General features: G+C 45.6%; 18 protein-coding genes. 4 read left to right on the top strand and 14 right to left on the bottom strand.

Features of this window, described 5'->3' with window-relative positions; translation table 11 throughout:
- Positions 1-2: 2 nt before the first annotated feature.
- From FLZ89_RS14670 to FLZ89_RS16250, 14 genes are all read right to left on the bottom strand, one after another.
- Positions 3-1,565, bottom strand: coding sequence for a signal peptidase II (locus FLZ89_RS14670; RefSeq protein WP_256369539.1), 1,563 nt, complete (start codon positions 1,563-1,565; stop codon positions 3-5).
- 422 nt (positions 1,566-1,987) lie between these two features.
- On the bottom strand, positions 1,988-3,313 hold the full coding sequence (locus FLZ89_RS14665; protein ID WP_141264456.1) for a zinc chelation protein SecC: 1,326 nt from the start codon (positions 3,311-3,313) through the stop codon (positions 1,988-1,990).
- Between the two features lie 387 nt (positions 3,314-3,700).
- A complete protein-coding gene (locus FLZ89_RS14660; protein WP_141305203.1) occupies positions 3,701-5,299 on the bottom strand; it encodes a hypothetical protein in 1,599 nt (532 codons plus the stop codon).
- Between the two features lie 103 nt (positions 5,300-5,402).
- Positions 5,403-6,218, bottom strand: coding sequence for a M48 family metallopeptidase (locus FLZ89_RS14655; RefSeq protein WP_141264458.1), 816 nt, complete (start codon positions 6,216-6,218; stop codon positions 5,403-5,405).
- 70 nt (positions 6,219-6,288) lie between these two features.
- Positions 6,289-9,681, bottom strand: a complete 3,393-nt coding sequence (locus tag FLZ89_RS14650) for a type I restriction endonuclease subunit R (protein WP_141264459.1) — start codon at positions 9,679-9,681, stop codon at positions 6,289-6,291.
- Complete coding sequence (locus FLZ89_RS14645) at positions 9,681-10,400, bottom strand: restriction endonuclease subunit S (RefSeq protein WP_172613651.1); 720 nt, start codon at positions 10,398-10,400, stop codon at positions 9,681-9,683. The genes FLZ89_RS14650 and FLZ89_RS14645 overlap by 1 nt, the downstream gene beginning before the upstream one ends.
- 39 nt (positions 10,401-10,439) lie before the next feature.
- Positions 10,440-10,964, bottom strand: a complete 525-nt coding sequence (locus FLZ89_RS14640) for a restriction endonuclease subunit S (protein ID WP_141264461.1) — start codon at positions 10,962-10,964, stop codon at positions 10,440-10,442.
- Complete coding sequence (locus FLZ89_RS14635) at positions 10,954-13,623, bottom strand: HsdM family class I SAM-dependent methyltransferase (RefSeq protein ID WP_141264462.1); 2,670 nt, start codon at positions 13,621-13,623, stop codon at positions 10,954-10,956. Before FLZ89_RS14635 ends, FLZ89_RS14640 begins: the two co-directional genes overlap by 11 nt.
- 199 nt (positions 13,624-13,822) lie before the next feature.
- Positions 13,823-15,982, bottom strand: a complete 2,160-nt coding sequence (locus tag FLZ89_RS14630; RefSeq protein WP_141264463.1) for a DUF3883 domain-containing protein — start codon at positions 15,980-15,982, stop codon at positions 13,823-13,825.
- Between the two features lie 26 nt (positions 15,983-16,008).
- Complete coding sequence (locus tag FLZ89_RS14625) at positions 16,009-16,806, bottom strand: hypothetical protein (protein ID WP_141264464.1); 798 nt, start codon at positions 16,804-16,806, stop codon at positions 16,009-16,011.
- 127 nt (positions 16,807-16,933) lie between these two features.
- Positions 16,934-17,887, bottom strand: coding sequence for a thermonuclease family protein (locus FLZ89_RS14620; protein WP_141264465.1), 954 nt, complete (start codon positions 17,885-17,887; stop codon positions 16,934-16,936).
- 326 nt (positions 17,888-18,213) lie between these two features.
- A complete protein-coding gene (locus FLZ89_RS14615) occupies positions 18,214-19,197 on the bottom strand; it encodes a hypothetical protein (protein ID WP_141264466.1) in 984 nt (327 codons plus the stop codon).
- A gap of 13 nt (positions 19,198-19,210) precedes the next feature.
- Entirely contained in the window at positions 19,211-19,741 is a 531-nt protein-coding gene (locus tag FLZ89_RS14610; RefSeq protein WP_141264467.1) for an SLATT domain-containing protein, read from the bottom strand.
- 181 nt (positions 19,742-19,922) lie between these two features.
- A complete protein-coding gene (locus FLZ89_RS16250) occupies positions 19,923-20,780 on the bottom strand; it encodes a thermonuclease family protein (protein WP_253256508.1) in 858 nt (285 codons plus the stop codon).
- Between the two features lie 222 nt (positions 20,781-21,002).
- Between FLZ89_RS16250 and lexA the strand changes: the two genes are divergently transcribed.
- The 4 genes from lexA to FLZ89_RS14585 all read left to right on the top strand — a co-directional run bounded on the left by lexA (position 21,003) and on the right by FLZ89_RS14585 (position 24,245).
- Positions 21,003-21,614: a transcriptional repressor LexA gene (gene lexA / locus FLZ89_RS14600; protein WP_141264469.1), complete on the top strand. Its 612-nt coding sequence runs from the start codon at positions 21,003-21,005 to the stop codon at positions 21,612-21,614.
- Positions 21,615-21,738: 124 nt separating this feature from the next.
- Positions 21,739-22,938 (top strand): DNA polymerase IV, encoded by a 1,200-nt coding sequence (gene dinB / locus FLZ89_RS14595; RefSeq protein WP_141264470.1) that lies wholly within the window; start codon positions 21,739-21,741, stop codon positions 22,936-22,938.
- A 112-nt stretch (positions 22,939-23,050) separates the two neighbouring features.
- Positions 23,051-23,221, top strand: coding sequence for a hypothetical protein (locus FLZ89_RS15820; RefSeq protein WP_172613650.1), 171 nt, complete (start codon positions 23,051-23,053; stop codon positions 23,219-23,221).
- 64 nt (positions 23,222-23,285) lie between these two features.
- Positions 23,286-24,245, top strand: a complete 960-nt coding sequence (locus tag FLZ89_RS14585) for an Rpn family recombination-promoting nuclease/putative transposase (RefSeq protein WP_141264472.1) — start codon at positions 23,286-23,288, stop codon at positions 24,243-24,245.
- Positions 24,246-24,436 lie beyond the last annotated feature (191 nt).

Genomic DNA, 24,436 nt, shown 5'->3' with positions numbered 1-24,436 from the left:
AATTATTCCCCCGCCCAAGAACCGGCCTGGATTTTCCAGGTGCCATTGCTCCCGCCACCGACGTTCTTCAAGCTTTCATCATAGTTAATAGCTGCATGGTTTTTTAAACTTACCTGCTGGCCTACTACACCACCATTTATTGTGGCGTTATTGCCAATATTAACCTGGCCAGTCGCATTAAACAGGCCGGCTTTAATGGCGGCATTGTTGTTTACATCCACGTCATGGCTTTTGTCGGTCGTCAGATAAAAGAGCAGGTTGGCCGCCGGTATGGTTCCCAGACGACAGTTATTGCCCGCGTCTAAATCGCCTTTAATGTAAAAGACTGCCGGTTGCATTTGGGTTAAAGTAACGCCGTTTTGGAATGAGGCATCGTTGCCGATATACCACGTTGTCATCCCCAAAAGGTTTAAGCTGCTGTTGTTTTCCAGATGCAGGTCTCTTGAGATGTAAAATGTGACCTGGCCGTTGACTGTAAGGCCGGCATTATTGTCGAGCTGGAAATCTCCGGTCACATATATGTTCGCTGGGCCGGTGATAGTGGTGCTTTTGTTGTTTTGCAACTCAAAGCTGGTAAAACAGTGGTCGCCGGGCCCCACACCCTGCCCGGGGTTTAACGTTTCCGGGTTCAGGGCCGGTGGGACAGCGGGTAGATTGAATGTTATCGCTGGATACTGGTAACCTTCATAATAGCCATCTTCCTCGGGTTGGGCGCTCAAGTCCACTATAGCCTGGGGGAACAAAGTCTCACCCACATAGTAGACCATCAGGCTTGCCGTATTTTTGACACCCCGGTACGTGCCCGTAGATGTTATTTTTAACTTGTCGCTTCCTGCGGGAATGAGCTGGACGCTGTAAGAAGCGTCGCTGCCCATTACCGCAGGGTCGCTGTTGATCTGTGCCGGCTGTTCGCCTTTTTCGATAAGGTGATAGAGGGCATCATTAATCCCCGACTCGGCCAGGTAAAGGGCTTTGGTTTTGTTATCCCAATAGGTTGCATTTTTGTAGTTAGTTAGGACCAGAGAATAAATAGCTGTGATAAGGAATGACAGTATAACTATGACAATAAGGGTTAACGGTAAAACGGCCCCTTTCTTGTCGCGAAGTATTCTGGAGATGGAATATTGCTTTTCTTCCAGCCAGGAACGGACTTCCCGTGCTATGCCGAAACAAATAAAGACAATACCGGTAAATAAAGCAATATCTGCTAAATTGGCGGCAACCCCAAGATTAGGCAGTAGTATGTAATCTACGACGTATCCCTGTATCAGCCAGGATAGGCCGTTGCTAATGGCGCCGCCGGCAGCCAGCCCCGTCCCCAAGTATAATCTGAAATCTTTATGGGGTGGATTATACCTTGCAAGGTAGAATACACAGACAATTATTATTGCGAAAAGTAAAATTCGGCCTGCGAAAGAGGGGCCAAAGGGGCAAAAGGGATTAACTGCTGGCCCGAAGCTTATGCCTTCCAAAATGGTTATTGGCTGGGGAATCATATATCTGGCCGTCAATTTGATTATCTGATCGCAGAGAATAATTCCTAATCCCAGAAATAGATGATGCATGGGTTTTACATTGTTTTGCATCTCGTACTTCTCACAATTTTGCTTTAGATATTTTTACAGCAAGTCAGGGTGATGGCCGCAGCCTACCGCCGGGCTGCAGCCTTTAACCCGGCTTGCTGTTTCGCTCCGCTGATAGATTCTTCGACAAGATATTTGTTCTTCCTTCTTTTTTCTGCATCGCCTGCAAATAGTCACCCGAGTCCCCTGTAAACTACTTTGGCTTATCACCTCCATCAACATGGCAGTTTGTGCTGTTAATCGTTTGGAAATATTTTTAGCCTCTTAATGTTTTTCCCACCCCTGTTATATTACCCAGGGGCAAGTGGCCACTACCTTTAAATTCTACGAAATCGGGGACAACGCCTTACTTGCCGATAATAGGTTAATTATTTTATGGTTACTATAAAATTCATAGTTAAATGTTAAATAAATTCGATATCATTAAAGTTCAACATAATTCTCCACGCTCCACGATTGGAATTCCTAGTTAATGGCTTACAGTTATTATCTACATAGATTAACCTAAAAGAATGCTCAATAGTAACTTTATCTGTATTTTTCTTTTCAAATGTCAATTTGACCTTTATTTCTGTAATCGCAGGTGCTCTATCTTCTACCGATATAAATTTAAAGTCAATCAATCTTTTTCCCTGAAAAATCTTTCTTATTTCTCCTGCTAGTTTTTTTATAGAATCATCTGAGGGAAAAAGCTTTGTAGTTAAAAGTGCCATTTTGCCATAATTACCTTTAAAAAGATACTCAAAATATTCTACTAATGTTTTCTCCGGGCTCCCCTCTTGGTAATCGGAGACCTGCCCTTTTTCCGGGAAATCAGCATTAACATTAAGTGTTCGCGGTTCCCATTGTTCAATTAGTTTTTTCTCATTCTGTATCTGGTTATATTGTTCTAAAGAATCTTTGATTGATTGAATTGATTCTTTAATAGTAGGTGCTTTAAATTCTTTATTTATCCCTTTTTTCCCACTTTTAACAGCTCTTGCCCAATCACCGAGTGCAAATAAAGTTGCCCATGTTTTAAGAGCAATTATTTTGTTGTCATATCCTAAATCACGCCCATGCAAGATGCCATGCCTATATGGAAGATATATTTCATCAGTGCTTGTCTTTTTTCTTGATTCTCCTAGAATTTTAGTCAATGTATTTAAGCCGCTATCATGGGCTGCTATCGAATCCCAAACATTTAAATCAATGCCAGTTGCAAAAAATCCTTTTTGCTCAATGTCGTTAACAAAACCATCAATCATCATAAGCACAACCGGTATACATGCATGATATCTGCCCGCAATATAGTCATCTAATGCTTTATGAATAAGTCTTATTCTAGGTTGAAATTCTTCTATACCTTTTAGTCTAGAAATCATAAAAAGGAGGTTTTCTTTATTATCATAATAGTTAATCAAAACCTCTTCAGCTTTGTCCATTTTACCTTCTTCAGCAAATTTTACTGCTTCAGCCATAATATCAAAGTTCATAGATTCATATGCAATCCATCCACGTTGAGCAAAATATTGGTTAAATTTATCTGGTATTTCCTGTAGTTGTTTAAATTTTTTGTCTATCTCTTGTAGTTCTTCAAAACTCTTTTTGATGCTTTCATTCTTAAAACCAAAAAAGTATGCCAACTTGTATATTGCCTTCAAGCTTTTAAATCCTTGTAAATTAAATTCCATTTCTTTAAAAGAATAATTATCCTTAATTTTTTTGCCTGACATAACATCACCAACCACAATTTTGCTCTACCCTGAAAACCCATAATCCTAGTTAAAGTATAAAGAGACAAAAAACCTACTCGGCCTAACCCTTGAGCTTTTTGTTAGGCTGGTTCAGCTTAAAATATATAGAACCCTATCCCGCCCTCTCCAGAAGCGGCTCATAGGGCCGCGGAGTAAGGGGGGGCATACGTTTCCACACTGGAACAGCAGAGCCGGAGGTAACAGAGACGGCTCTGATACTGAAACTTGCTGCGGCTACTAGCAGCTAACGTTCGTTTTGGACATTATTGAGGTTGGTTAATATAATGTTACATTCTTAATGAGCCTATCAGATTTTAACAAATTGCTAGACGAATTGATCTTATAGTGGTTTAATTTTTTGCTATAATTATGCATTAGTCGTCAAACATTAGTATCCGGGAATATTATCCTTAAAATTTTATTAAGTAATTGCTGGCTTTTACAATTAATAAAGTCTGGTCTGCGCATAGGCAAGGAACTAATGTGGAGAAAGTTTTTGAAAGTTATGTTAGGATACAGCTTCGCTTTATTTTCTAAAATGCGGAAAATAGGGCGACCGTTCTTACGACTAATTAGATAGCATAGCAATTCAAATTCCTCAATATCTACATGGAAATATGCATCGATTGGTAACTCGAAGTATTGATTAATCGTTTGCTGTATTTTATTTTCAAAAGGAAGCAGTGTGGGAAAGTTCTCCAGGGTCACGCCCATTAAATATATATTCTTTACATTAGATAGGTTAATGGGTATACCTGGCAGCTGAAATAGTTCTAATAAACGAGAATGCATCTGTCTGATGGGCTCGATTACCATCTTCGACATATCTTTATCAACTGAAGTGGGGTCCCCATCAACTAGCGAGCTTAATTTCATTCTTCTGGCTTTTCCCTCAACGACAAGTAGATTGTCTCCTAACTTCAACATAATCTCAGGAGACCTTTTGCCTCCCCCTTTACCGTATCGAAATTCTGGCACAACTTCGTATGGAATGGGCGATTGCTTAACAGCCTCCTGCATTAATAATCTAAGATAAATTTCAAACGGTCTCCCAATAAATCTTAAGAACCGATTATCTTGGTAGCAATAAGCGATTTTATGAAAGAGACCAATAAAAACTTGCTCCTGAACAAACTTAACCATGATAGGCAAAAAAATCTTCTTATCAATAAGAAGGAGAGGCTTGTCTTTGAATAATAAAAAATTCCAGGGGGAGTCTAAAGTCTGCCTTGCCCATTCGCTAGCATCATCAAACTCAACTAGAAGGGGTTTAATGATATCTTTGGATAAAGCAGTCTTGGAAAAAACTTCTTCTAAGTTCTTACTCCAAACGGGACGAATCTCATAATCTTTATTCATAAATAGCGCAAACAAAGCACATACCGCTGCAAGATACTCTTCTAACGTGCAGCCATAATGCTTATTAAATTCCGTATTGAAATCAACGTACTCCTTCTCGTTAAATAAAAGCTTATTCTGCGCCAATTCTATATACACATATGCAGCCCTTCCAATAGAAGAATACATATCCTGCTGCGAATTAAAAGCAGCATTTCTTAACATTTCATATTCAATATTAACAGGGTTACCGTCGCTTTCGTATAAATAGTCGGAAACAATCAGGCATAAATAAATTAGAATATTTATGCCCCTTCTTATCTCAACCCCACTTCCTAATTTATTTTTGTCACCATAAGCTAGTAACCATTTCCAGACAGTTAATAAGCCCTGGTGACTATATAACATACGGTTTTGTAGACGATCTCTTATGGCAACGTGATTATTTTCATCTATTGATTCAATAAACGAAATGAAATGTTCTCTAATCCGATTATCATTAAGGGGTAAAGACGTTATCTGGGACAAAATGTTTAGTAACCCCCCCAAGGGAAGGGACTTGATAAAGCTAATAAGTTCCTGTTTATCAAACTTTCTACCAAATAAATCACTAAAAGTTGCATAGATCTTCACGTATTTCAATATGCTATTAACCACAAATAGTCGTCCCTTCTTTTATTGAACCCTAATACTTTGCCGCTAAATGTTTTCCTGCATAATATATAAGAATCCTATACTCAAACAACTAAATATCTAAACTTGCCCCATTTTCATCTAGCCATTGCTTGTGTTCGCGGTAATCTGGCATAGCCATCTCTACCCGCTCCCAAAAGGCTTGGTTATGGCGTGGCTCCAACAAATGAACTAATTCGTGAACCAGCACATAACGGACGACAGCAGGAGGAGCCATGAAGATGCGCCAGTTAAGATTAATGACCCCCTTGCGACTGCAGGAACCCCAGCGATAGCCCAACTCTCGAATTTTAACTGTAGGCTTATCAACCCCGATACGCCGCGAATAATACTCAAGGTCCTTATCTATCCACTCCAGGCCCTTGCATTTGTACCAGTTGATGAAATGATCCCGGCCGCGATCCACTTCGCTGGCCAGAAGCTCAAACCAGCCCCCTCGTAATACAAGAGGAGGCAGTTTTTTTTGCTTATTTGCGTTACCGCCAACACCATGTTTAAAGTCCTGGGCCGTCTCCTGGCCAAAACGAACACCTCGGGATTCCCTCTGCCGGTCATTCTCCCCGGGGTTTACCAGGCGTAAACGATAACTTTGGCCCAGAAAAAGAAAACCTTCTCCAGGTACGAATTCCTTCGCCGTGGCTTTTTTCCGGACCAACCTTTCCTTTTCCTTCAGCTTTAAATACAACCAGAGGTTCTTCTTTTCCACGAACCTGTAAATATCTTTGTCCGGACATTCGACTGGAGCTTTGACTGTCAACCTGCCGTCCCTCTCCACAACTAGGGCCAGGCTTTTGCGCTGGCTGCGTTGTATTTCAAATACCAAATCATTCAACTGTAATACTTTATCCCCCAGTCCCTGAAGCTCCATATTGAACCTCCCGTAATTTCCGTAGTATTTCTTTCGAAATTAATTCTCACCCGATCAGCTTTAAGATGTCTTATCGCTTTACCAGAAGGGAGTGGCGTTTTCGTGCCTGGGCCAGCAGGGCATCAACCGTCTTTTCCAGGCAATCGTACGGGACCACGTCATTCTCATCAAGATACTCAATCAACCAGCGGCGCAGATTGTTTTGTAGCGCAGGAGCTCTCCAGAAATCGGTATAGCTGATGTGTTCCCGGATAGTATCTAACATAGTTCGTACATGCCTGGCCAACTGCAAACGCTTTTCCTGGCCAAGATCAACACCGCCGAAGCCCTCTTTCTCCAAAACGCCCAGGAACGGCTTTTCCGTCCGGGGATCGAGACCGGTACCATCGTCGGGCCGCCCGGCCCGGACCCGATTTACCAGGTCTTTCATATACTGCTCAAGTTCATCCCAATGTTCAGCAAACTTGTGTAAGATATTCTCCAGGTGCTCGCTAAGTTTCTGGTAATAAACCGGGTCATCATCCTCATGCTCCCTGATATATTGGCGCAAAGCATGGACCATAGTTGAGGCCCGGGCCTTGCTTGTCTTTTTCTCACCCACTACCTTCGGAAAGTCTTCATCAGTAACTGATATCGGCGGTATTTTAGGGTCGATACCCCTGGAAACCAGATACCGATCAAGAAGGCTTCTTACTTTGTCGCTGCACCCCACCAGGTTTAAGATACGGTCACGATAAACGTTGGCCGCAGCCTGGTTGATGAAGGCCAGAATTTTCATGTCGTTCATGTAAGGTTGCCCCTCGGGCCGGTACACAAACAGGTCCATGCTCTCCAGAAAGCTCTTAAACCTTTGAATAAATTCCGCCCGTATCTTCAGATCACTCAACAAATCCACACAGGCATCGATGTCCCTGATATCAGAGATACCCCTGCTATGGAAGACATCTAAGACCAGGCGGTGCCGTTCAGTTAGAAGGGGCAATTCGTCCTCAATTTTGGGGAGCACTCCTTCCACATCTTCCCCGCTGTATACATCCAGAGCCTCCTTCAGATGGGTACCGATCCCACAATAATCCACCACATACCCGCATTTTTTACCGCCAAAGGTTCGGTTAACCCGGGCTATGGCCTGGAGAAGTTGATGCCCTTGCATAAAGCGGTCCAGATACAGAACCTGCTCATTGGGTGCATCAAAACCTGTGATGAGCATATCTTTGACGATGAGGAAAGCCAAGCCATCCTGGACTGCGGGATCTGGGTGAACCAAGGGTTTCTTAAAACGTATGATGTTGGCCTGCTGTTTTTGTTTGTCAGTAAATTTATCCCAATCAGAAGGCTGATTCTGTTTGGGGGAGAACACGCCGGCAAATTCCAGCCGCCTAATTGTTTCCTCGTGTCGTTTGGCGCGGATAAGGAACTGGGTATCTCTGTCGTACTTTTGAATTTGCTCGTCGGTAAGTTCCAGGTAAGAATCCTGAAAGGCGGCCAATTCCTTCAACAATTCCCGGTGGGCATCCTGAAAGGCGTCATAATATCTAGCCACGGCAAGACGACTCGAAGCCACCACCTGAGCCTTGAACCCGTTGGGTAGGACCTGATCCACATAGTGGCGGAGCATGTTGGCTGCTTTGGCCCGGATAAGCTTTTCAGATTCCATAACCGCCGTGGTGGTGGCATATTTCTTCTTGATGGCCTCGATCTCCTCTGGTGTACGATCACTGAATAGGTCTTCAAAAAGCTGGTCGAGGGTGCTGGGGCTGTCTACGGCCCCTTTTGTTGTGCGGCCTTCATACTTGACAGGAACGATCACCCCGTCCGCCTCTGCATCTTTCATGGGATACTTATCAATAAAGGAGCCGAAAATTTCCTCGGTTTTTGGCCTGTCTCCCATTAGAATCGGGGTACCGGTAAAACCAATCAGGGCGGCGTTAGGTAAGGCCGCTATTAGGTTTTGATGCAGGACATTGCTATGTGAGCGGTGAGCTTCGTCCACTATAACCACGATTTCTTCAGAGGCATTGAGCACTTCCATTTTTTTAGTAGGCAGCCGTAGCTTCATGGTCTTACCTTGCGGTTCTTGTTCCGCTTCGGCTATGACCTCGCCGACCGCCTCAGCAAAAACTGTGGCCTCACGTTCTTCCTGCGCCTTCAGGGCAGCCCGCTCCTGTTCCAAAAACTTTTGGGGATTAAACTCAATAATTTCCGCATCCTCATCAAGTACCTGCATTTTTTGAATCATACCAAAAACCAGATCTGGACTGTTTCTTCTTAGTAAGCTAAAAAGTTCCTTAATATTGTTAGCCTTATAGATAGTTTCCCCGGTAAGGGCCGCCGTCTTTTCCAGTTGTTCCTCCAGATCGGTGCGGTCGGTGACTATCACCACCTTAAAGTTCCTTAGCTCTTGGTAGGTCCGTAGCTTGCGCACCAGAAAAACCATAGTCAAGCTCTTGCCCGAGCCCTGATAATGCCAAACGATACCACCACGCTGGTCCTTTGTCCCGTGTCGGTTCCTTGTCTGGCCGGTCAGCAATCGCTGGATAGCCTTATGTACCGCTCTAAATTGCTGGTAACGGCAGACGAGCTTGGTCGTTCGATGTCCTTCTTTCTTGAATACGATAAAATTCCGTATAATATCCAATAAATGGGTAGGCCGTAGCATCCCCGCCACCAATAACTCCTGGGCGTTCAAAGAATCGACCCCCAGCTCAGCTCGCACCTCATCCTGGGGTACCGGACTGGTATCTCTCCAGGGAGCAAAAAATTCCGGGGACGCCCCAATGGCTCCTACCCGAGCCTCATAACGATAGGTGGCAATCATAAGCTGGTTATAGTGAAATAGGCGCTCGGCCCCTTCGGGCTCCCCACCTCTTTGGCGCTGGTTGGAATATCTGAGAAGTTGTTCAATGGCCTCATTCATGGGATCGGGCCGCTCGGGATTCTTACATTCCACCACCACTAGGGGGATGCCGTTGACAAAGAGCACCAGATCCGGAACAATAAAGCCCTTATTGCCGACCACCCAGGGCGGGTCAACCCGGAACTGGTTAATGACCAAAAAATCGTTCTTCTCCGGGTGGCGAAAATCAATATAGCGGCAAATCTGCCCCCGCCCACCGTCCCAATCCGGCAAACCTTCTACCTCGGTCCCTTTGAGCAGCAGTTCAGTAACTCGCTCATTGGCCTCCATAAGCTGCAACGGCCCCAGGCTTTCCAGGCGGCGGATCATGGTGTCAATGCGCGCATCATCCAACCAGGGATTACCCTCATCATCCAGGTTGATCCTGCGCAATGCTTCCCGCAAACGAGGAAGCAGGAGAACCTGGTGGAAATTCTCACGCTCGGTCAAATAAGGAATGTCGATATCTCCCTCAAGATGTTCCCAGCCCATTTTCACCAGTTGATTAATGAACGGTTTCTCCACCAGCTCGTACTCTGTTAGACGGTCGACATCAAATAGATCCATTACTCCCCCTCCTCGTCCAAGGGTACCCTTACTTTTCCGGTTAAAAGATCGTGCATGAGGCCGGATTTAAGCTTTATAAGTTTACCGAGATAACGTTCTTCAGTATTGATCTGATTTTCAAGTGAACTCATTACGGATACAATATTATCCTGTTCTTCCAATGTGGATGGAACAGGAATCAACATTGCTTTTAGACTTTTTAAACTGATAGCAGGCTGGGCAGTTTCGGTTTTAATAAGGTTTATTTTGCCTGTATCGTAATAGTACTTAAGTAGCAAATCTAAATAAGCAGTACGGCATTTATTGTTATCCACGGAAATCTTAAGTGCATTTCCGGCTAAAACCCCGATTGGATGGTCACTTGGTAAAATAGCACAAGAACCGCATTGGGCTCCTATTTTTGCCATAACGATATCCCCTGGTTCCACTGCACTTCTCTTTTGGGCAAGGAATAAGGAAGTGTCAACATAAACATAAGAATTAGCTATAAATTTACCAGTAGTTACAAATCCACTTTGAATTACCGGAACTCCTTGCTCTTTGTAGTGTATGGATTTTAAATTACTTCCAAATGGACCATCTACAATTGCATGGGGCCTGTCGGCTGCTATTGTTTGGATTGTAACACAATCCCATCCTATCGGTATTCTACCCAACGGCGAATCCTTAAACTGCTCCGGATGAGCTACCGGGTCGCGTAGTTCCCCGTTTTCATCCAATCCGCGGGTTAACAGGTCGTGGAGAAGCCCGGCTTTGATTTACTTAAGTTTGGCAATAAGTTGTTCAGTTTTACTTATTGCATTATCAATATTTTGTAGGATCTTAATTATTTTGCCCTGCTCACTAATGTTACATAACGGTATTTCAATTTCCCTTAACTCGTTTTGATTAAGTTTTGACCGAGTACCGCCTCTAATGTAGAATCTGATATCTTTGTGAACCAAATTATAAAAAACCCATTGATTAGTTGTAATTTCTTTTCTAGCTCTTAAAACATGGGCATGATTATTAACCCATGACTTGCCGCTAATGACATAAGCTATTGGGCGAGTCTCATATTCGTCAAAATAACCACCATCTTCGGCAATCAAAACAAGTTCTTCATCAAAGATGTAATCATTAATCCAGCCTTGTTGCCCGTTGGCGCCATAATATGGTATGGTACCTTGTCGTTTCCAACGTTCCTCACTATTAACTGGAATTCGTTGGTTATCTAATATATCGCAACAATCGCCTATCCGAATGTATTGCCAATCATTTGGTAATTGGGGTTTATAAAGCATACCCCAACCTCCGCAACCAGTCGGCCAGCTCTGCCGCCGCAGCGTCCCGCTCCTGCTCGATTTCACCCAGTGTAACCCGGTACTTATCCCACCAGTTTTCGAAAACCGCTATCACTTCTCGCCGGTGTTCTGCAATATAGCGTTCCAATTGCTGCTCTAATTCTTCCCTGGCTATATCCAGCACCAATCTTTCACAATCCTCTGGGGTCAACTTCTTACGCGCCTGATCCATGCGTTCGATTAACTGATTCTTTAAATCCCTTAACTGTCGTTTTGCCTCCTTTAATGCTTCTTTTACGTCAAGATAAGGTTGAAGAATGGCGGTAAGACGTTCTATTTCCCTTTCCACCGGTGCTACAGCGGCCATCAATTCATCTCTTTCCCGGATGAGGTGGCTGGCATCCTGGCCTTTTTTCTGTAAAGCGGCGATAGATTCACCGGACCTGATGTTCGGGCCCCGGTTCAATTCCTTAATACGTGCCAGTTGATTCTTGATGTTTTCTTTCAGATCCTTGATATAGTCTTCCAGTTCCTTGGCGATGTTTCTCTTGTTATCTCCGTTCTCCTCATCATCTTCTTCACCGGTATCCTCGGACCAGCCTTCTAAGCCTTCACCTCTTTCATAAGCCTCCTTCTGGGCTTGAAGTTCGGCCAGGCGGGCCTCGGCATTCTTTATCTCATCCAGGTATTCCGGAAGCAGGCGAACGATCAGTTTATGCTGCAAAGGGTCAAAGCCATTCTTTCTCTCTTCTTCATCCTCCAGGGCACTTCTGATGCTCTCGCACCAGCTATCCACCAGGCCCTCAAAACCCTGGGCAGCCAGAGTTTTTAGATCGTACTGTATTTCACCCCACCAACTGGCTACCACCCCTGCCACTTTGTAACGGTCAAGCATACCTACCGGGAGCATGGCTTCCGCAAAGGAGTCCAGCCATTCCTTCCGCAAGGCAAAAAAGTTACGGTCGGCAACCAAACGACTCATTGCTGCCGAGTGTTTCTCCCACCACTCTTTCAATGCGCTACGCATTTCTTGCTCCCGGCGCACAACACCCGGATCTTTTTCAATGAGGGAGCGGATATCTTCCCTGGAGGCCAAAGATGGTGCAAAATCAAAATATCGCTCATCTTTGTCCACCAGCAGAGCAGCCGGGTCCAGACCGTGAGCGGCCAGCAATTCCCGCTTTGCTTCCACTTCATACCGGGGTATCCCACCCTGCAGGTGGGCCCGGACATCCTGGGGTTCGGGCGGTGGAGTATTGTCAGCATAACGGCGGATATTCAAGTTATAGTCGTTTGCCTCCAATTCTTCTCTTGTCACCACCGCGGCATAGCCTGGAACAGGTGCAAAAGCTTCATAGGTAGACACTATTTTCTCAATGTGCTCTGGTCTTAAGTAGTTCTGGGCCCTTCCTGCCTGGTACTCAGCTTCAGCATTGATAAACAAGACCTTTCCTTTCCGCTCGGGAGGCTTGCTGCCAGGAGAACGCATAACCAGAATACAGGCGGGGATCCCGGTGCCGAAAAAAAGATTATTGGGCAACCCGATAACCGCCTCCAACTGGTCCTGTTCGATAAAATGCTTGCGGATTTCTTTTTCCACGCCGCCCCGGAACAACACCCCGTGGGGCATTACGGTGGCCACGATGCCGCCGGCGCGCAGCACTGCCAGCATGTGCTGGACAAACATCAAGTCGGCCTTTTTGCCTTTTTCTGGGCACCAGTGAGTAAAGCGTTCCGGAAAATCAATCCCTTCCTTACTGTAGTTCTGGCTAAAGGGCGGATTGGTAATTATCCGGTCAAAACGCATCAGCTTCCCGTCCTCAATATGCAAAGGACGGGCAAGTGTATCTTCATTTCTAATATCAGCATCTTCGATGCCGTGCAGGAGCATATTCATCTTGCAAATGGACCAAACCCCGCCATCGCTCTCCTGGCCATAAAGGCGAAGGTTCCTGGTATCTCCCCCGGTTTCCTCTACATATTGGTGAGCCTGGATAAGCATACCGCCGGAACCCACACAAGGATCATATACCCGCATGTCCGCCTGGGGCTTGACCAGGCGTACCATAAGCCGCACCACGTCCCGGGGAGTGTAGAATTCTCCGCCCTTTTTCCCGGCAGACTCGGCAAACTGACCAATCAGGAATTCATAGGCCGCCCCGAGTAAGTCGGGGAATTCAAAGTCCTCGTCGCGAAGCCGGTACTTATCAAAATGCCGTATTAAATCTCGCAATCTCTGGTCAGGTATCCGGGATTGCCCTACCTTCCTGGTAAAATCGATGTGCGTTAAAACTCCGTCCAGTTTATCGAGATTGGCCTCCTGAATACTCTGAAGGGCCTTGTTTAAAACATTGGCCACGTCTCCATGCTGCTCTTTTTTGATATATTCCCAGCGGGCACGCTCCGGAACCCAGAAGGCACGGCCCGAATAAAAGCTCGGGTTTTCCGCCCGTTTTTTTGCCTCTTCTGGGCTGCGTCCGAGCTCGATCTGGCGTTGGTAAATGGCATCGTACTGCTCATCAAAAACGTCTGATGCCCGCTTTAAGAAGAGCATGCCGAAGATGTATTCCTTGTACTGGGAGGCGTCCATCTTACCCCGCAGGATGTCGGCTGCAGCATACAAGTGGCGGTTTAATTGTTGTAATGTTAGCTTAGGCATAAGGCACACCTTCATATTTCTTAGCTTCTTTATTTCTCTTTAGTAAAGCTTAACTTTTTAGCATCCCAAAATCTTTAAAAGCTTGTTTGATAATAATCAATTTTATTCGGTGAACAAGAGTTAGATCTCTTTGCCGGTTCAGTTAATTAACCGTTGATTTCTTTTTTTAACTTCTCCCTTATCATTTAATGCCAAAAAGTTACTCGCCGTATGGAAATTGTTTTATGGAAATAGGATATTTATCACAAACCCATTCCCATCTCATACAGCGCCTTTCAAAATTAAGCTGGTTGACGGGATCTTTAATAAAACATACAGCAAAACTCTTTTCATATGGTTTTACCAGAGCTAATATATAGTTCTCGCCATATTTACTGGCCATAGAATATTCATTATTGGTCAATGAAAAAGGAAGTCCAATTTCTTCAACACATTTGACCTCTATGTATTCCACTGTCCCATCAGGGTTTCTAACCTCTAAGTCATATCCAATATTGCTTTTACTTACATCTATAGCCTCAATACCATCGATTGAGTTAAATAAAGCTGCTAGATTTAACTCTGCTGATCTCCATTTTGTTATTACTGATTCTGTTTCTGGTATAGGGCCTTTATTGGAAATCTGTTCCAAATATTGTGTCCATGACTTTTTTAAGGGAGTTTGGTCTGATGATAACTGTATAGAATTAGGTGAATGACAAATTTCAGCCGTAGGGATTATATTATCCTGCGCCTTATTTTTAAAGGTTATCGTTGAGTATTTACTCAAACCTATTTGATTAAGAAACCATATTAAATCTCCTGTACTCGGGATTAAATTTTGAACCATATTTATCCATTTTTCTGCTATTTCCTTTTTATTTTTTTGCAATTCATTAACTGAATGCAATTGTCCATCATCACATTCAAACAACTTAGCGTGGCTTAAAAGATTTTTTATTTCAGATGGTATACCAAAGCGATACCTTTTTATGCATTCAGCTATTACTTGGGCGGCTCCTTCTGATGATAAAGTATAAGAAACGCACAGCGTCAAAACCTCTGACATATCTAATTCAGTGGCTCCGCAGTTAGTTATAAAGCCGGTTATACCTGGTAAACCTGTTTCCCAAACCTTGTTTACCGGATAAAAGGGAGAAGCGCTAACAAGTCCTTCGTAATCATCCAAGTTCAGCCAGTCCGGTTTTGTTTTTATTTGGGTAGGTTTACAATATAAACCGTCAGAAGTAGGTATCCATGATGTGGCCTTCAGTTTTTCAATTAACGTGGTAAGAAATAGATTTCTAAACTCAGAGCGTTTTAAATACCGTTCTAATGGATCAAAATGGATCTCAATGACCTCAAAAAGGGTTCGCCAAAAATCGTGCTGCAATTTTTTACTTAAAACGTTTTTAAGTAAGTTTACGAGAATATCGGTACAATTTTGGCATGCTTTTCTAGTGAATTCATCGCAATCTATTTTGGTCCGGGACGGATCCGTACTAAAATCACCATTTACTTTACAAGCGATACCAACAGGCTCTTTAGTTGGTGTAAAAGCATGAGCTACACTAGTTTCAGGCGTTGCTTTTATTAATGTATTTTCCGGTCCTAACTGAAAAGCTACAGCTTCTACCGGATGGCTGTTCCTGACAATAACCCATCTCTGTTTCCCCTCATCTGTTGACAACTCTGCAATTTCTATGTCGTTATCTCTTTTACGTTTGATGCTAATAAGTTTTGATAGCTCTGTTTTAAATTCAACTTGTTTTATGTTCTTTAAAAACAAAAGTGAGGTGGGGTCAAAGTTTTCCAGTTCTATATTTAAAGCCTGGGTATTGATACCTTCAAATATAAATAAGGTAATATAACCTTCTTCCCAAAGTTCCTCTAAATTTCCTTCCAATTGGCTGCTTTTATTGTAAGGGTTATAATGGTGTGGTATCCGGATAAGGGGCACATTTATATTTAAACCTAAAGCTCGTTGTGATAATTCACGGCAGAATGTCATTTTAAGTTCTCCACTTAAAACATGTACCCTTCTAGCAAGATTAACTACCGATTTGAATCCTATTCCTCGATAGCCTATGGTATCTCCGCCTCTTCGTTTTCCGGAAGCTCCACTACGACATATTGCCCAAACATCCTCTTCTGTAAAATATCTCCCGTCATTTCCTATGATTAAAATATCTTGAGCTTCCATTACTATAAACCGTCTAGCCTTAGCATCATCAGCGTTTTGTAGAAGTTCTATAAAAGAACGAGCTTTATAACTTTCCGCCATATAAGTTTCCATATTTGCTAAATCAATCAGTAATAATGGCGAATTTCGGGCCTCCTTAATAAATTGTTCTTGTATATGTTCTACTAATTTATCCATCTGCCATCAACCACCCTTGTGCAATTTTATTTCCCGATGGGGAAAACTCTTACTTTAGCCGGTCTTATAGGCGCATAATATTCTGTCCCGTCTAAAATTTTTATGCCGTCAAAATCATCTTCTCTTATATTAAAAGTATAGGTATATAGTATATCATCTTCTTCTGTGTAAGCTACAAATTTCAGTTCTAAATCTTGTTGAATACTTGAGCCGTTTAAAGCAATTACTTCAGAATATACCATAAAACGCTCATTTACCAAATCGTAATAGGCGCTAACACCTCTCAAATAAATTCCATATCTTTGTTCTAATTGTTCAAATCTTTCTATAGGTAGCTTTACCCTTTTTTCGGTATTTGCTTTTAAAAATTGGGTTTTTAACCTTATTTTAAAAGGAGCGGCATCTTTAGGTAAGTCATACCAAATACGTCCCAACAATTCGATGTTAGGACTTATAGGTTTTACATGGCCTACGTAATCCCCATCTTTATCGGGAATTGTCCATACGTACTGTGAAGCAGCCGGGTGTATATAACCGTCTTTGTCTACTAATCGAAATATTTTGGTGTAAATAGAACGTTCTATAGGAGTTGGGTTAAAATGCTTTATGGCTAAAGTAAGAGAATAATATTCGCTATCCGCGATCATTGTTTCATTGGTCAGTTCAATTTTTTTACCTATAGGTTCAAATGCTTTGGGTTTGAAGATAATCCTAAACTCATCTGTCTCTAATTTTATCTTGCTCTCATAATACTTCCTTCTCCTTATTGCTTCTAAGATGTCGATATCCCCACTTACAGGGATTATACTTTGTGATGATGTCATTCGCCTTCCCCCTAGTATTAATCTACATTACATTTTTAATTGCGGAAAGCTTATTAACTATATTCCATCTGGTAAAAAGGTTTACAGTTAAAAGTCTTATGTTATAATGTTATAAGCATTTATACCTTCACGGCCGGCATACTTTACATGGCTGGTAGCCGGCCTTTATAGCATCTTCTCTACTGTTAAACTCTACGCGATTTTTCGGGCTTATCTCCTTTGCCCACTTGCAGTCGGGATAGTGGAATTTCTTGGAGCTTGAGTTGCCTATGTATTTCGCCGCGCTACCGCTTTTACCGCCAGAGGCTGGTGAAAGAGCGGACGCAGTTACGGCCGCACCCCAGAGGCCCTTGCCCGCCTCCCGGGCTTCCCTTTGGAGCTTGACAAAAAGATCGGCATACTTAACGTTGGGTGGTACAGTCATCACCTGCGCGTAGCCGTTTAAAAGCAGCTCGGCGTTGTACATCTTGGCCCGGACTTCAGCTTCGCTGTCGTTTACCGGTTTCTCCAGCCATACGTAGGCCAGGAGCCGCCCGTACTTATCGCGCTCGCCCACATCAAGCTCCAGGTAGACCTGCCTTCCGGCCAAACGCTGCTGGGTGTAGGCAGAGGCCTCTTTGCCGTAAGGCTCCACCTCGCGTGTGCTCTCGGGAGTATCGACGCCGATAAACCTGACCTTTTCCTCACGGCCGTTTAAACTGGCATAAACGGTGTCGCCGTCGACCACTATGGTCACAACGGCTGGTGTGACTTTAACCGACCCGGGAGGCGCCGTCTGCTCATATACTTCTGCAGGGGCCGATTTATTTTGCCCCGTCTGGTTAATGGTGTCATTTTGGGTGTCATTAATTTTCTCTGTCCTCTTTAATGTTTCTTTTAAGGCTACTTGCGGTGGCGCCACAGACGATGCTTCAAGGGCCGTCTGCGGGGGGACGAGGGAAGAGCTGGATTCGGGACCGGCACCGCAGCCGGCCAGCGCCGCTCCTGCCAGCAGTGCCACAAGGAGGAAAAGCGCCGCCGTAACCGCCGGTCTGATCCACTTGGGATTTGCGTTGATGAAGCCTCTTCTGTTTTGCGTCATGTTGGCCCCTTCCCGCTGTCGGTTCTGGGTTTCATTATTATGACGACATCAGCATTGCGTCATAAGGTTTGATAAGGGTTACTATTGTTATTCGCGTTTTGTTTTCGTTTTTCCTTCCATTCTCCAAAAATACCTGCTCTGCCCACTCCCTGTGTATTCCTTTTTCCGCCCGCCCTTTTCAGATATGTGCCATCACGCCAAAACAAAAGCACCCTGAAGGGTGCTAACAGTGTGGCTATTTCCCATGCTTGGTAGGGTCCACCTCTTTAACTTCAACCCAAGCTCTGGGGACGCGGTTGCCATAAAATCCATTAACCTTAGCGGCACTATGTGTTCTTAAATATCCTATCAACTTGTTGACGCACCTTTTTTTGGTCAGGCTCTTTCTCAAGGGCTTTTAGATCTGTTACGATTTTATCTATACGATCAGCATACCAGTCGAGGCTTTCAATTCCGTCAATTAAGTTATTATTGACAAAATCAAGAGGGTCATTAATAACACCGGAGCGAAACGCCGAAGCCAGATGAGACAAAGTTTCATAAACATTCAAGGCCAATGATGAGAACCAGTAATTTGACATGCCATACTGGACGATGGCAGTCTCAATAGCGAACGAGGAAACTTTGAAGTTGTAGGCCGTACGGATATACTTGTATAAACGGATTACGTCGCGAAAATACTCTTTATTCTTTGCTACAGAATTAAGAAGATCAATATCTTCTCTGGGAGCAGTTAAAATCCAACTGTTATTAGCATCTCCTTTAGGAATATCGTAAAAAATCCTACCATTGGAGCTTTGAAAAATACCGGCCGGCACCAAGTCTATTTTGAGGTTTTTACTCTTGATTATTGCCGTAACCGCTTGCCCATTACGCTCTGGGGCTTCTCCCCCGAAGCTGCTAACAACTGTTTGAATAACACCCTTGAGCCAGTTGAGCATCTTGGCAGGACTTACTCCTGACCCATCTGATTTCTTATATTTGTCATAGTATCTTGGGTTGGGTGACACTGAGCCGAGGCCTTTTCCTATTTCCACCCCACCGCTAACAAAATGCCCGGTATTACAATCAAGTACCACCAGGATATCAAACTCATCTACAGTGGCAACCTTGGTTCTTTTAAAATAGCTGCCAAATCGGACAAACGGCTCAGGTTCATAAAGCACCGGTTCGTCAATACGCCTGGCGATCTCATTCTTGATACGGTCCAGGAACCATTCTCTACTTGCTACTGCCGAACTAATATCTGACTGGCTCAATTTGATTTCATCTGCGATAAAATCAGCAATTGCCTTTGAAACATCGCCCATAGTTTTATTCCTCCTAACTATTAAGTTCCTCATGGGTGTACTCTTCTTCACCTTCATTAAATCCCTTTTTGGCCTTTTTATAATCATTGTCGTTCGTTGGGAAGGCTTCTGCATCCTTTACTACTTGGTCATAAACTTTGGCGAGACGCTCCAATTTTTCTCGCAATGCGTTTAGATCCATCTCCCCGTCCAACACATAAGCCTCAAGGCGACTGCATTCATTTGCAATTTCGAGATAACGTGAAGCAATGGAGCGATGTCCCTCGATGACCTTTGGGTAATTGCAAAGTGTTTGTAATAAGCTAAGGAAAGCAGCGATTAGGGATAGGAAGGCGCCAGCCCATTGCATGGCTATGGGAAGCGAAATGCTTAAATATGCAAATAAAATTGATCCTAAAAAGAGGTTAATCAGGATAGTAAATACACTAAATGTAAAATTATATTTCGCTATTCGATCAGCAGCGTTATAGTGCTTCTTTTTGCCAAACAGTGCGTCAACCCGAAGTTCTTTTACTTTCTTTAGGGTATAGGGGGCGTCGATCACGAACTACCACTTCTCTTTGGCCTTATATATCAAACGATATCTTAAGCAACTGGTTTTTGTAACCCACCACAGGATATACTCACTTGCAACATTATTGCCAAGAGGATCGTTGACTTAACTAAATCTACTACCTGAATATTACTTTATCAAGTGACATTATTCTACAGTTCATTCTACTCTTTCATGGCCTGCACACTTTGCAGGGCTGGTAGCCGGCGCTAATAGCTTCCTGACGTGAGGTGAACTCCACCCTGTTCCTGGGACTAATCTCCTTCGCCCACTGACAGCTAGGAAGGTGGAACTTTTTCGAGCTCGAGTTACCAATGTATTTCGCCGCGCTGCTACTTTTGTCACCGGGGGCTGGTATGGGAGCGGGAGCGGTTACGGTCGCACCCCAGAGGCCCTTGCCCGCCTGCCGGGCCTCCTGCTGGAGTTTTATAAACAGGTCGGCATACTTGACGTTGGGTGGAACGGTCATCACCTGCGCGTAGCCGTTTAAAAGCAGCTCGGCGTTGTACATTTTGGCCCGGACTTCAGCCTCGCTGCCGTTTGCCGGCTTTTCCAGCCACACGTAGGCCAGCAGCCGCCCGTACTTATCTCGCTCGCCTACGTCCAGCTCCAGGTAAACCTGCCTGCCGGCCAGCCGCTTCTGGGTGTAGGCCGCCGCTTCTTTACCGTAAGGCTCCTCTTTAATCCCCAAATCCTGGTGCGAAATCTCAGGGGTGTTAACCCCGATCAATCTTACTTTTTCTTCCCGGCTGTTTATTTTTACATGCATGGTGTCGCCATCGGCAACCGAAGTAACTGTGGCCGTTATTACCTTTACCGCATCTCCAGCCGCAGGGGGATCTTGCCGCCCGGTATTTTCATCTGCCACTGATACCGCCCGCTGCGAGCCAGTAGACCCGGCCGGAATACCTGAAGCCTGCTGCTTTACTGCCCCGCCTTCAGAACCGCTGCTGCAGCCAGTAAGGATCAGGAAAAGCGCAAAAACCAATGCAATGATACCGGTACGCGCGTACCTATGACCGTAAATCACATTCTCAACCCCATTATATAGCATGGTTTCAATGGTATTATTCCTGTTTCTGTTAGATTGGGTGACTATTATTTTCTTTCTATTACCTTAAGCTTAATTTCTTATTTCTTTTTTTCTACGGGAAATCCTGCTATCTTTACCAAAAAGATTGACTGCAAACACTTGTTCTGCAATAGGGGTTATGGTAAAATAAAGTAAAGTTATTCTCCAGGAGGGGTTTCCATGCCCGAAGGTTTAACCCCAAAACAAGAAATGATCCTGCAATATATCCGCCAATTCACTAATACCCATGGCTACCCGCCTACTGTCCGGGACATCTGCAAGGCAGTTGGATTAAACTCTACTTCCACAGTCCACGGCCATTTAAGTCGTCTGGAGAAAAAAGGCTACATCCGCCGGGACCCTACCCGTTCCCGCGCTATTGAACTAGTCGAGCGCGCTCCAAAGACAGGCGGAGACGTCGTTTATGCTCCCCTGGTGGGCAAAATCGCTGCCGGCCAGCCCATACTTGCCGTGGAGAATATCGAAGATACTTTTCCCCTCCCTTCTCAGATAACTGGCAAGGAAGAAGTCTTTATACTCCGCGTCCAGGGCGACAGCATGATTGAAGCCGGTATCCTGGACGGCGACTACATCATCGTCCGGCCGCAGGATACGGCTGAAAACGGCGATATCGTCGTCGCCCTGCTTGGCGAAGAAGCTACCGTCAAATACTTCTACCGTTACGACGACCATGTTGAACTGGTACCGGCCAACAGCCGGATGCAGCCCATAAAAGCCCGGGAAGTGACCATTATGGGTAAAGTAATCGGACTTTTGAGGCGCAGTAATTAACCGGCAGGGTGATTTTTCTATCCCCTGCCGCAAAATCATCGTACATCTGTTCTTTTCCCTCTTGCTTTCTCTTCACCGCCAGAGTTATAATAAATCCAAACATTTGTTCCGGCGGTGAGCTTAAGTGTCTTCCTCCTGCACCATCCTCCTCTGCGACGCCAACAGCTTCTTCGCCTCCGTCCACCAGGCCCTGGACCCGGCTTTACGCGGGCGCCCGGTCATCGTCGCCGGCCTGGAAAGCACCCGCCACGGGATCGTCCTGGCGGCCAGCTATGAGGCCAAAAGGGGTTACGGCATCAAAACCGGAATGACCGTCCGGGAAGCGAAATGCCTTTGCCCGGACGGCATTTTCATCCCTCCCCACCACGACCTGTACATCGAGTTTTCCACCCGCATTTTACGCATCATGCGGGATTTTACTCCCCTGGTGGAGCCCTTCTCCATCGATGAAGCCTGGCTGGACGTTAGCGGTTGTGAAAATCTTTTCGGCTCACCTTTGACAATCGCGCGACAGCTGAAAGAAAGGATTAAAACCGAGGTGGGCATCACCACCAGCGTCGGTCTGGGGCCTACAAAGCTATTGGCCAAGATGGCGGCCGAGATGCAGAAGCCCGACGGCCTGACGGTCCTTGATTACCCGGACGTTCCTAAAAAGATGTGGCCCCTGCCGGTGAAGGAGCTTTTCGGCGTCGGCCTCCGCATGGAGGCCCATCTGGCCAAGCTCGGCATCCATACCATCGGCGATCTGGCCCGTTTTCCCGTCGAGGTACTGGTCAGGCGTTTCGGTGTCGTGGGGCAGGTTTTACACCAGTGCGCCAACGGCATCGACTACAGCCCGGTGGACCCTCATTCCCTGGACAGGGTTAAATCCGTCGGCCACCAGATCACACTTCCCCGGGATTACTACAGTTACGAAGATATTGAGGTGGTTTTACTGGAGCTTTCCGAGCTGGTGGCCCGGCGGGCCCGCTTGGGAAATTACCTGGGCCGCACGGTGAGTATAAGCCTTAAAGACGCCGAGTTTAACTGGCTGGGTCGGTCTTACACCCTGCCCTATTACACCGATACGGCTGCCGATATTTACGCGGCGGCCCGGCAGCTCCTCCGCCGCCACTGGCCACCCGGGCGGCCGGTGCGGCTGGTGGGAGTGAGCCTGGCCAGGCTGGTACCGTCAGCGACACGCCAGGAAGACCTTTTCGGCCGGGTGGAAAAACAGGCCCGCCTGGACCGGGTATGCGATAGGTTGAAAAATCGCTATGGGGAAAGGATTATCTACCGGGCGGCATCCCTGACGGGGGCAGGTGTCCTCTATGGGCGGGGATAACGCTTTCTATGAGGGTCATCGTTTAATATTGCCCGGGATTAGGGATCGGGCAATGGCCACTTGCCAGGGCTGTCGCTTTTGTGTCCCAGTCATAGGCCGGGAAGAGACACGGTTGGCGTGTTTGGCCACCCTGGACCTCTATCTTTCCGGGGAACGTCGGGTGCCAGCCCAATTGCGGGCTGGAGACTTTATCGGGCTGGCCGGGAAGGAAATCCTGGTCAAGGCTGTGGAAAAAGTCCGGCCGGTAAGGCAGGCCTGCGGCTTCTACTGCCCAAAGATTTAGCGGTTCTTCGCCATCTTTTTGCCACAAAAACATGGTATAATAGTATCCAGAAGAAGGTGATCTCTTGCCGGAAAACGCAGGGCAGCCCCGGCCTCCCCATCACCCCCACGACAAGGGTTACCGGCAGCTCCTGGCCGACAAAAGGGTGTTCCTGGAGCTGCTGAAGACCTTCGTCCGGGAAGAATGGGTGGAGGCCATTGACTCAGACGACCTCATCCTGGTGAACAAATCCTATGTCCTCCAGGACTTCAGCGAGAAAGAAGCCGATATCGTCTACAGACTTAAGACGAAAGATAAAAACGTCATCTTTTACGTCCTGCTGGAGCTGCAGTCAACGGTAGATTACCTGATACCTTTCCGCCTTTTGCTCTATATGGTCGAGATCTGGCGGGAAATCTACAACAATACCCCGCAGCACGAGCGGGAGAGCAAGCATTTCCGCCTGCCGCCCATCATCCCGGCGGTGCTCTACAACGGGGCCGGATCCTGGACTGCGGCGCTTTCCTTCAAAGAAATGCTGGACAGTTACCGGGATTTCAGCGGGCATCTCCTGGACTTCCGCTATCTTCTCTTTGACGTCAACCGTTACAGCGAAGAAGAGCTTATCAGGGCGGCCAATCTAATCGCCAGCGTCTTTCTCCTAGACCAGAGGATGCGCCCTGAAGAGCTTGTTGGACGGTTGCAGAAACTGGCTGGGGTCTTAAGACGGCTCACGCCTGACGAGTTTCGCCATTTTACGACCTGGCTGAAGAACGTCGTCAAGCCGAGAATACCAGGAGATTTTAGCGCAAAAATCGACGGTATCCTGGACGCAAGCAATCCCTGGGAGGTGGAACAGATGATTTATAACCTGGAATTAACCCTGGAAGAGATGCAGCGGCAGGCTTTATTGAAAGGCGAGATGAAAGGTAAGATGGAAGTTGCTAAAAATTTGTTGCGGTTGGGCATTGAATTAGATAAGATTGCCCAGGCGACAGAGCTTTCTCCAGAGGAAATCGCCACGCTGAAGAAACAGCTGGAGTAGTGATTTTTTGCTGGCCGTAAATTCAGGAAAAGGCCCGCCTCATCCACCGGGGCGGGCCTTGTTATTGTGCGCCCGGCATGGGCGTTAACTTAGTGGTGAAAGTCCACTGCAGGCGAGGCAGCACGAGTCTGCTAGCCAAAGGCAAGGGTGCCCATCGCGAGGTGGGATCTGAAGGAAGCCGGAGGCAAAGC

Origin of the sequence: Moorella sp. E306M, from assembly GCF_006538385.1 — a bacterium.
Lineage (GTDB): Bacteria > Bacillota > DSM-521 > Neomoorellales > Neomoorellaceae > Neomoorella.
Note: the sequence above shows the minus strand (reverse complement) of the source record. Positions and strands in the feature narration are given on the sequence as shown.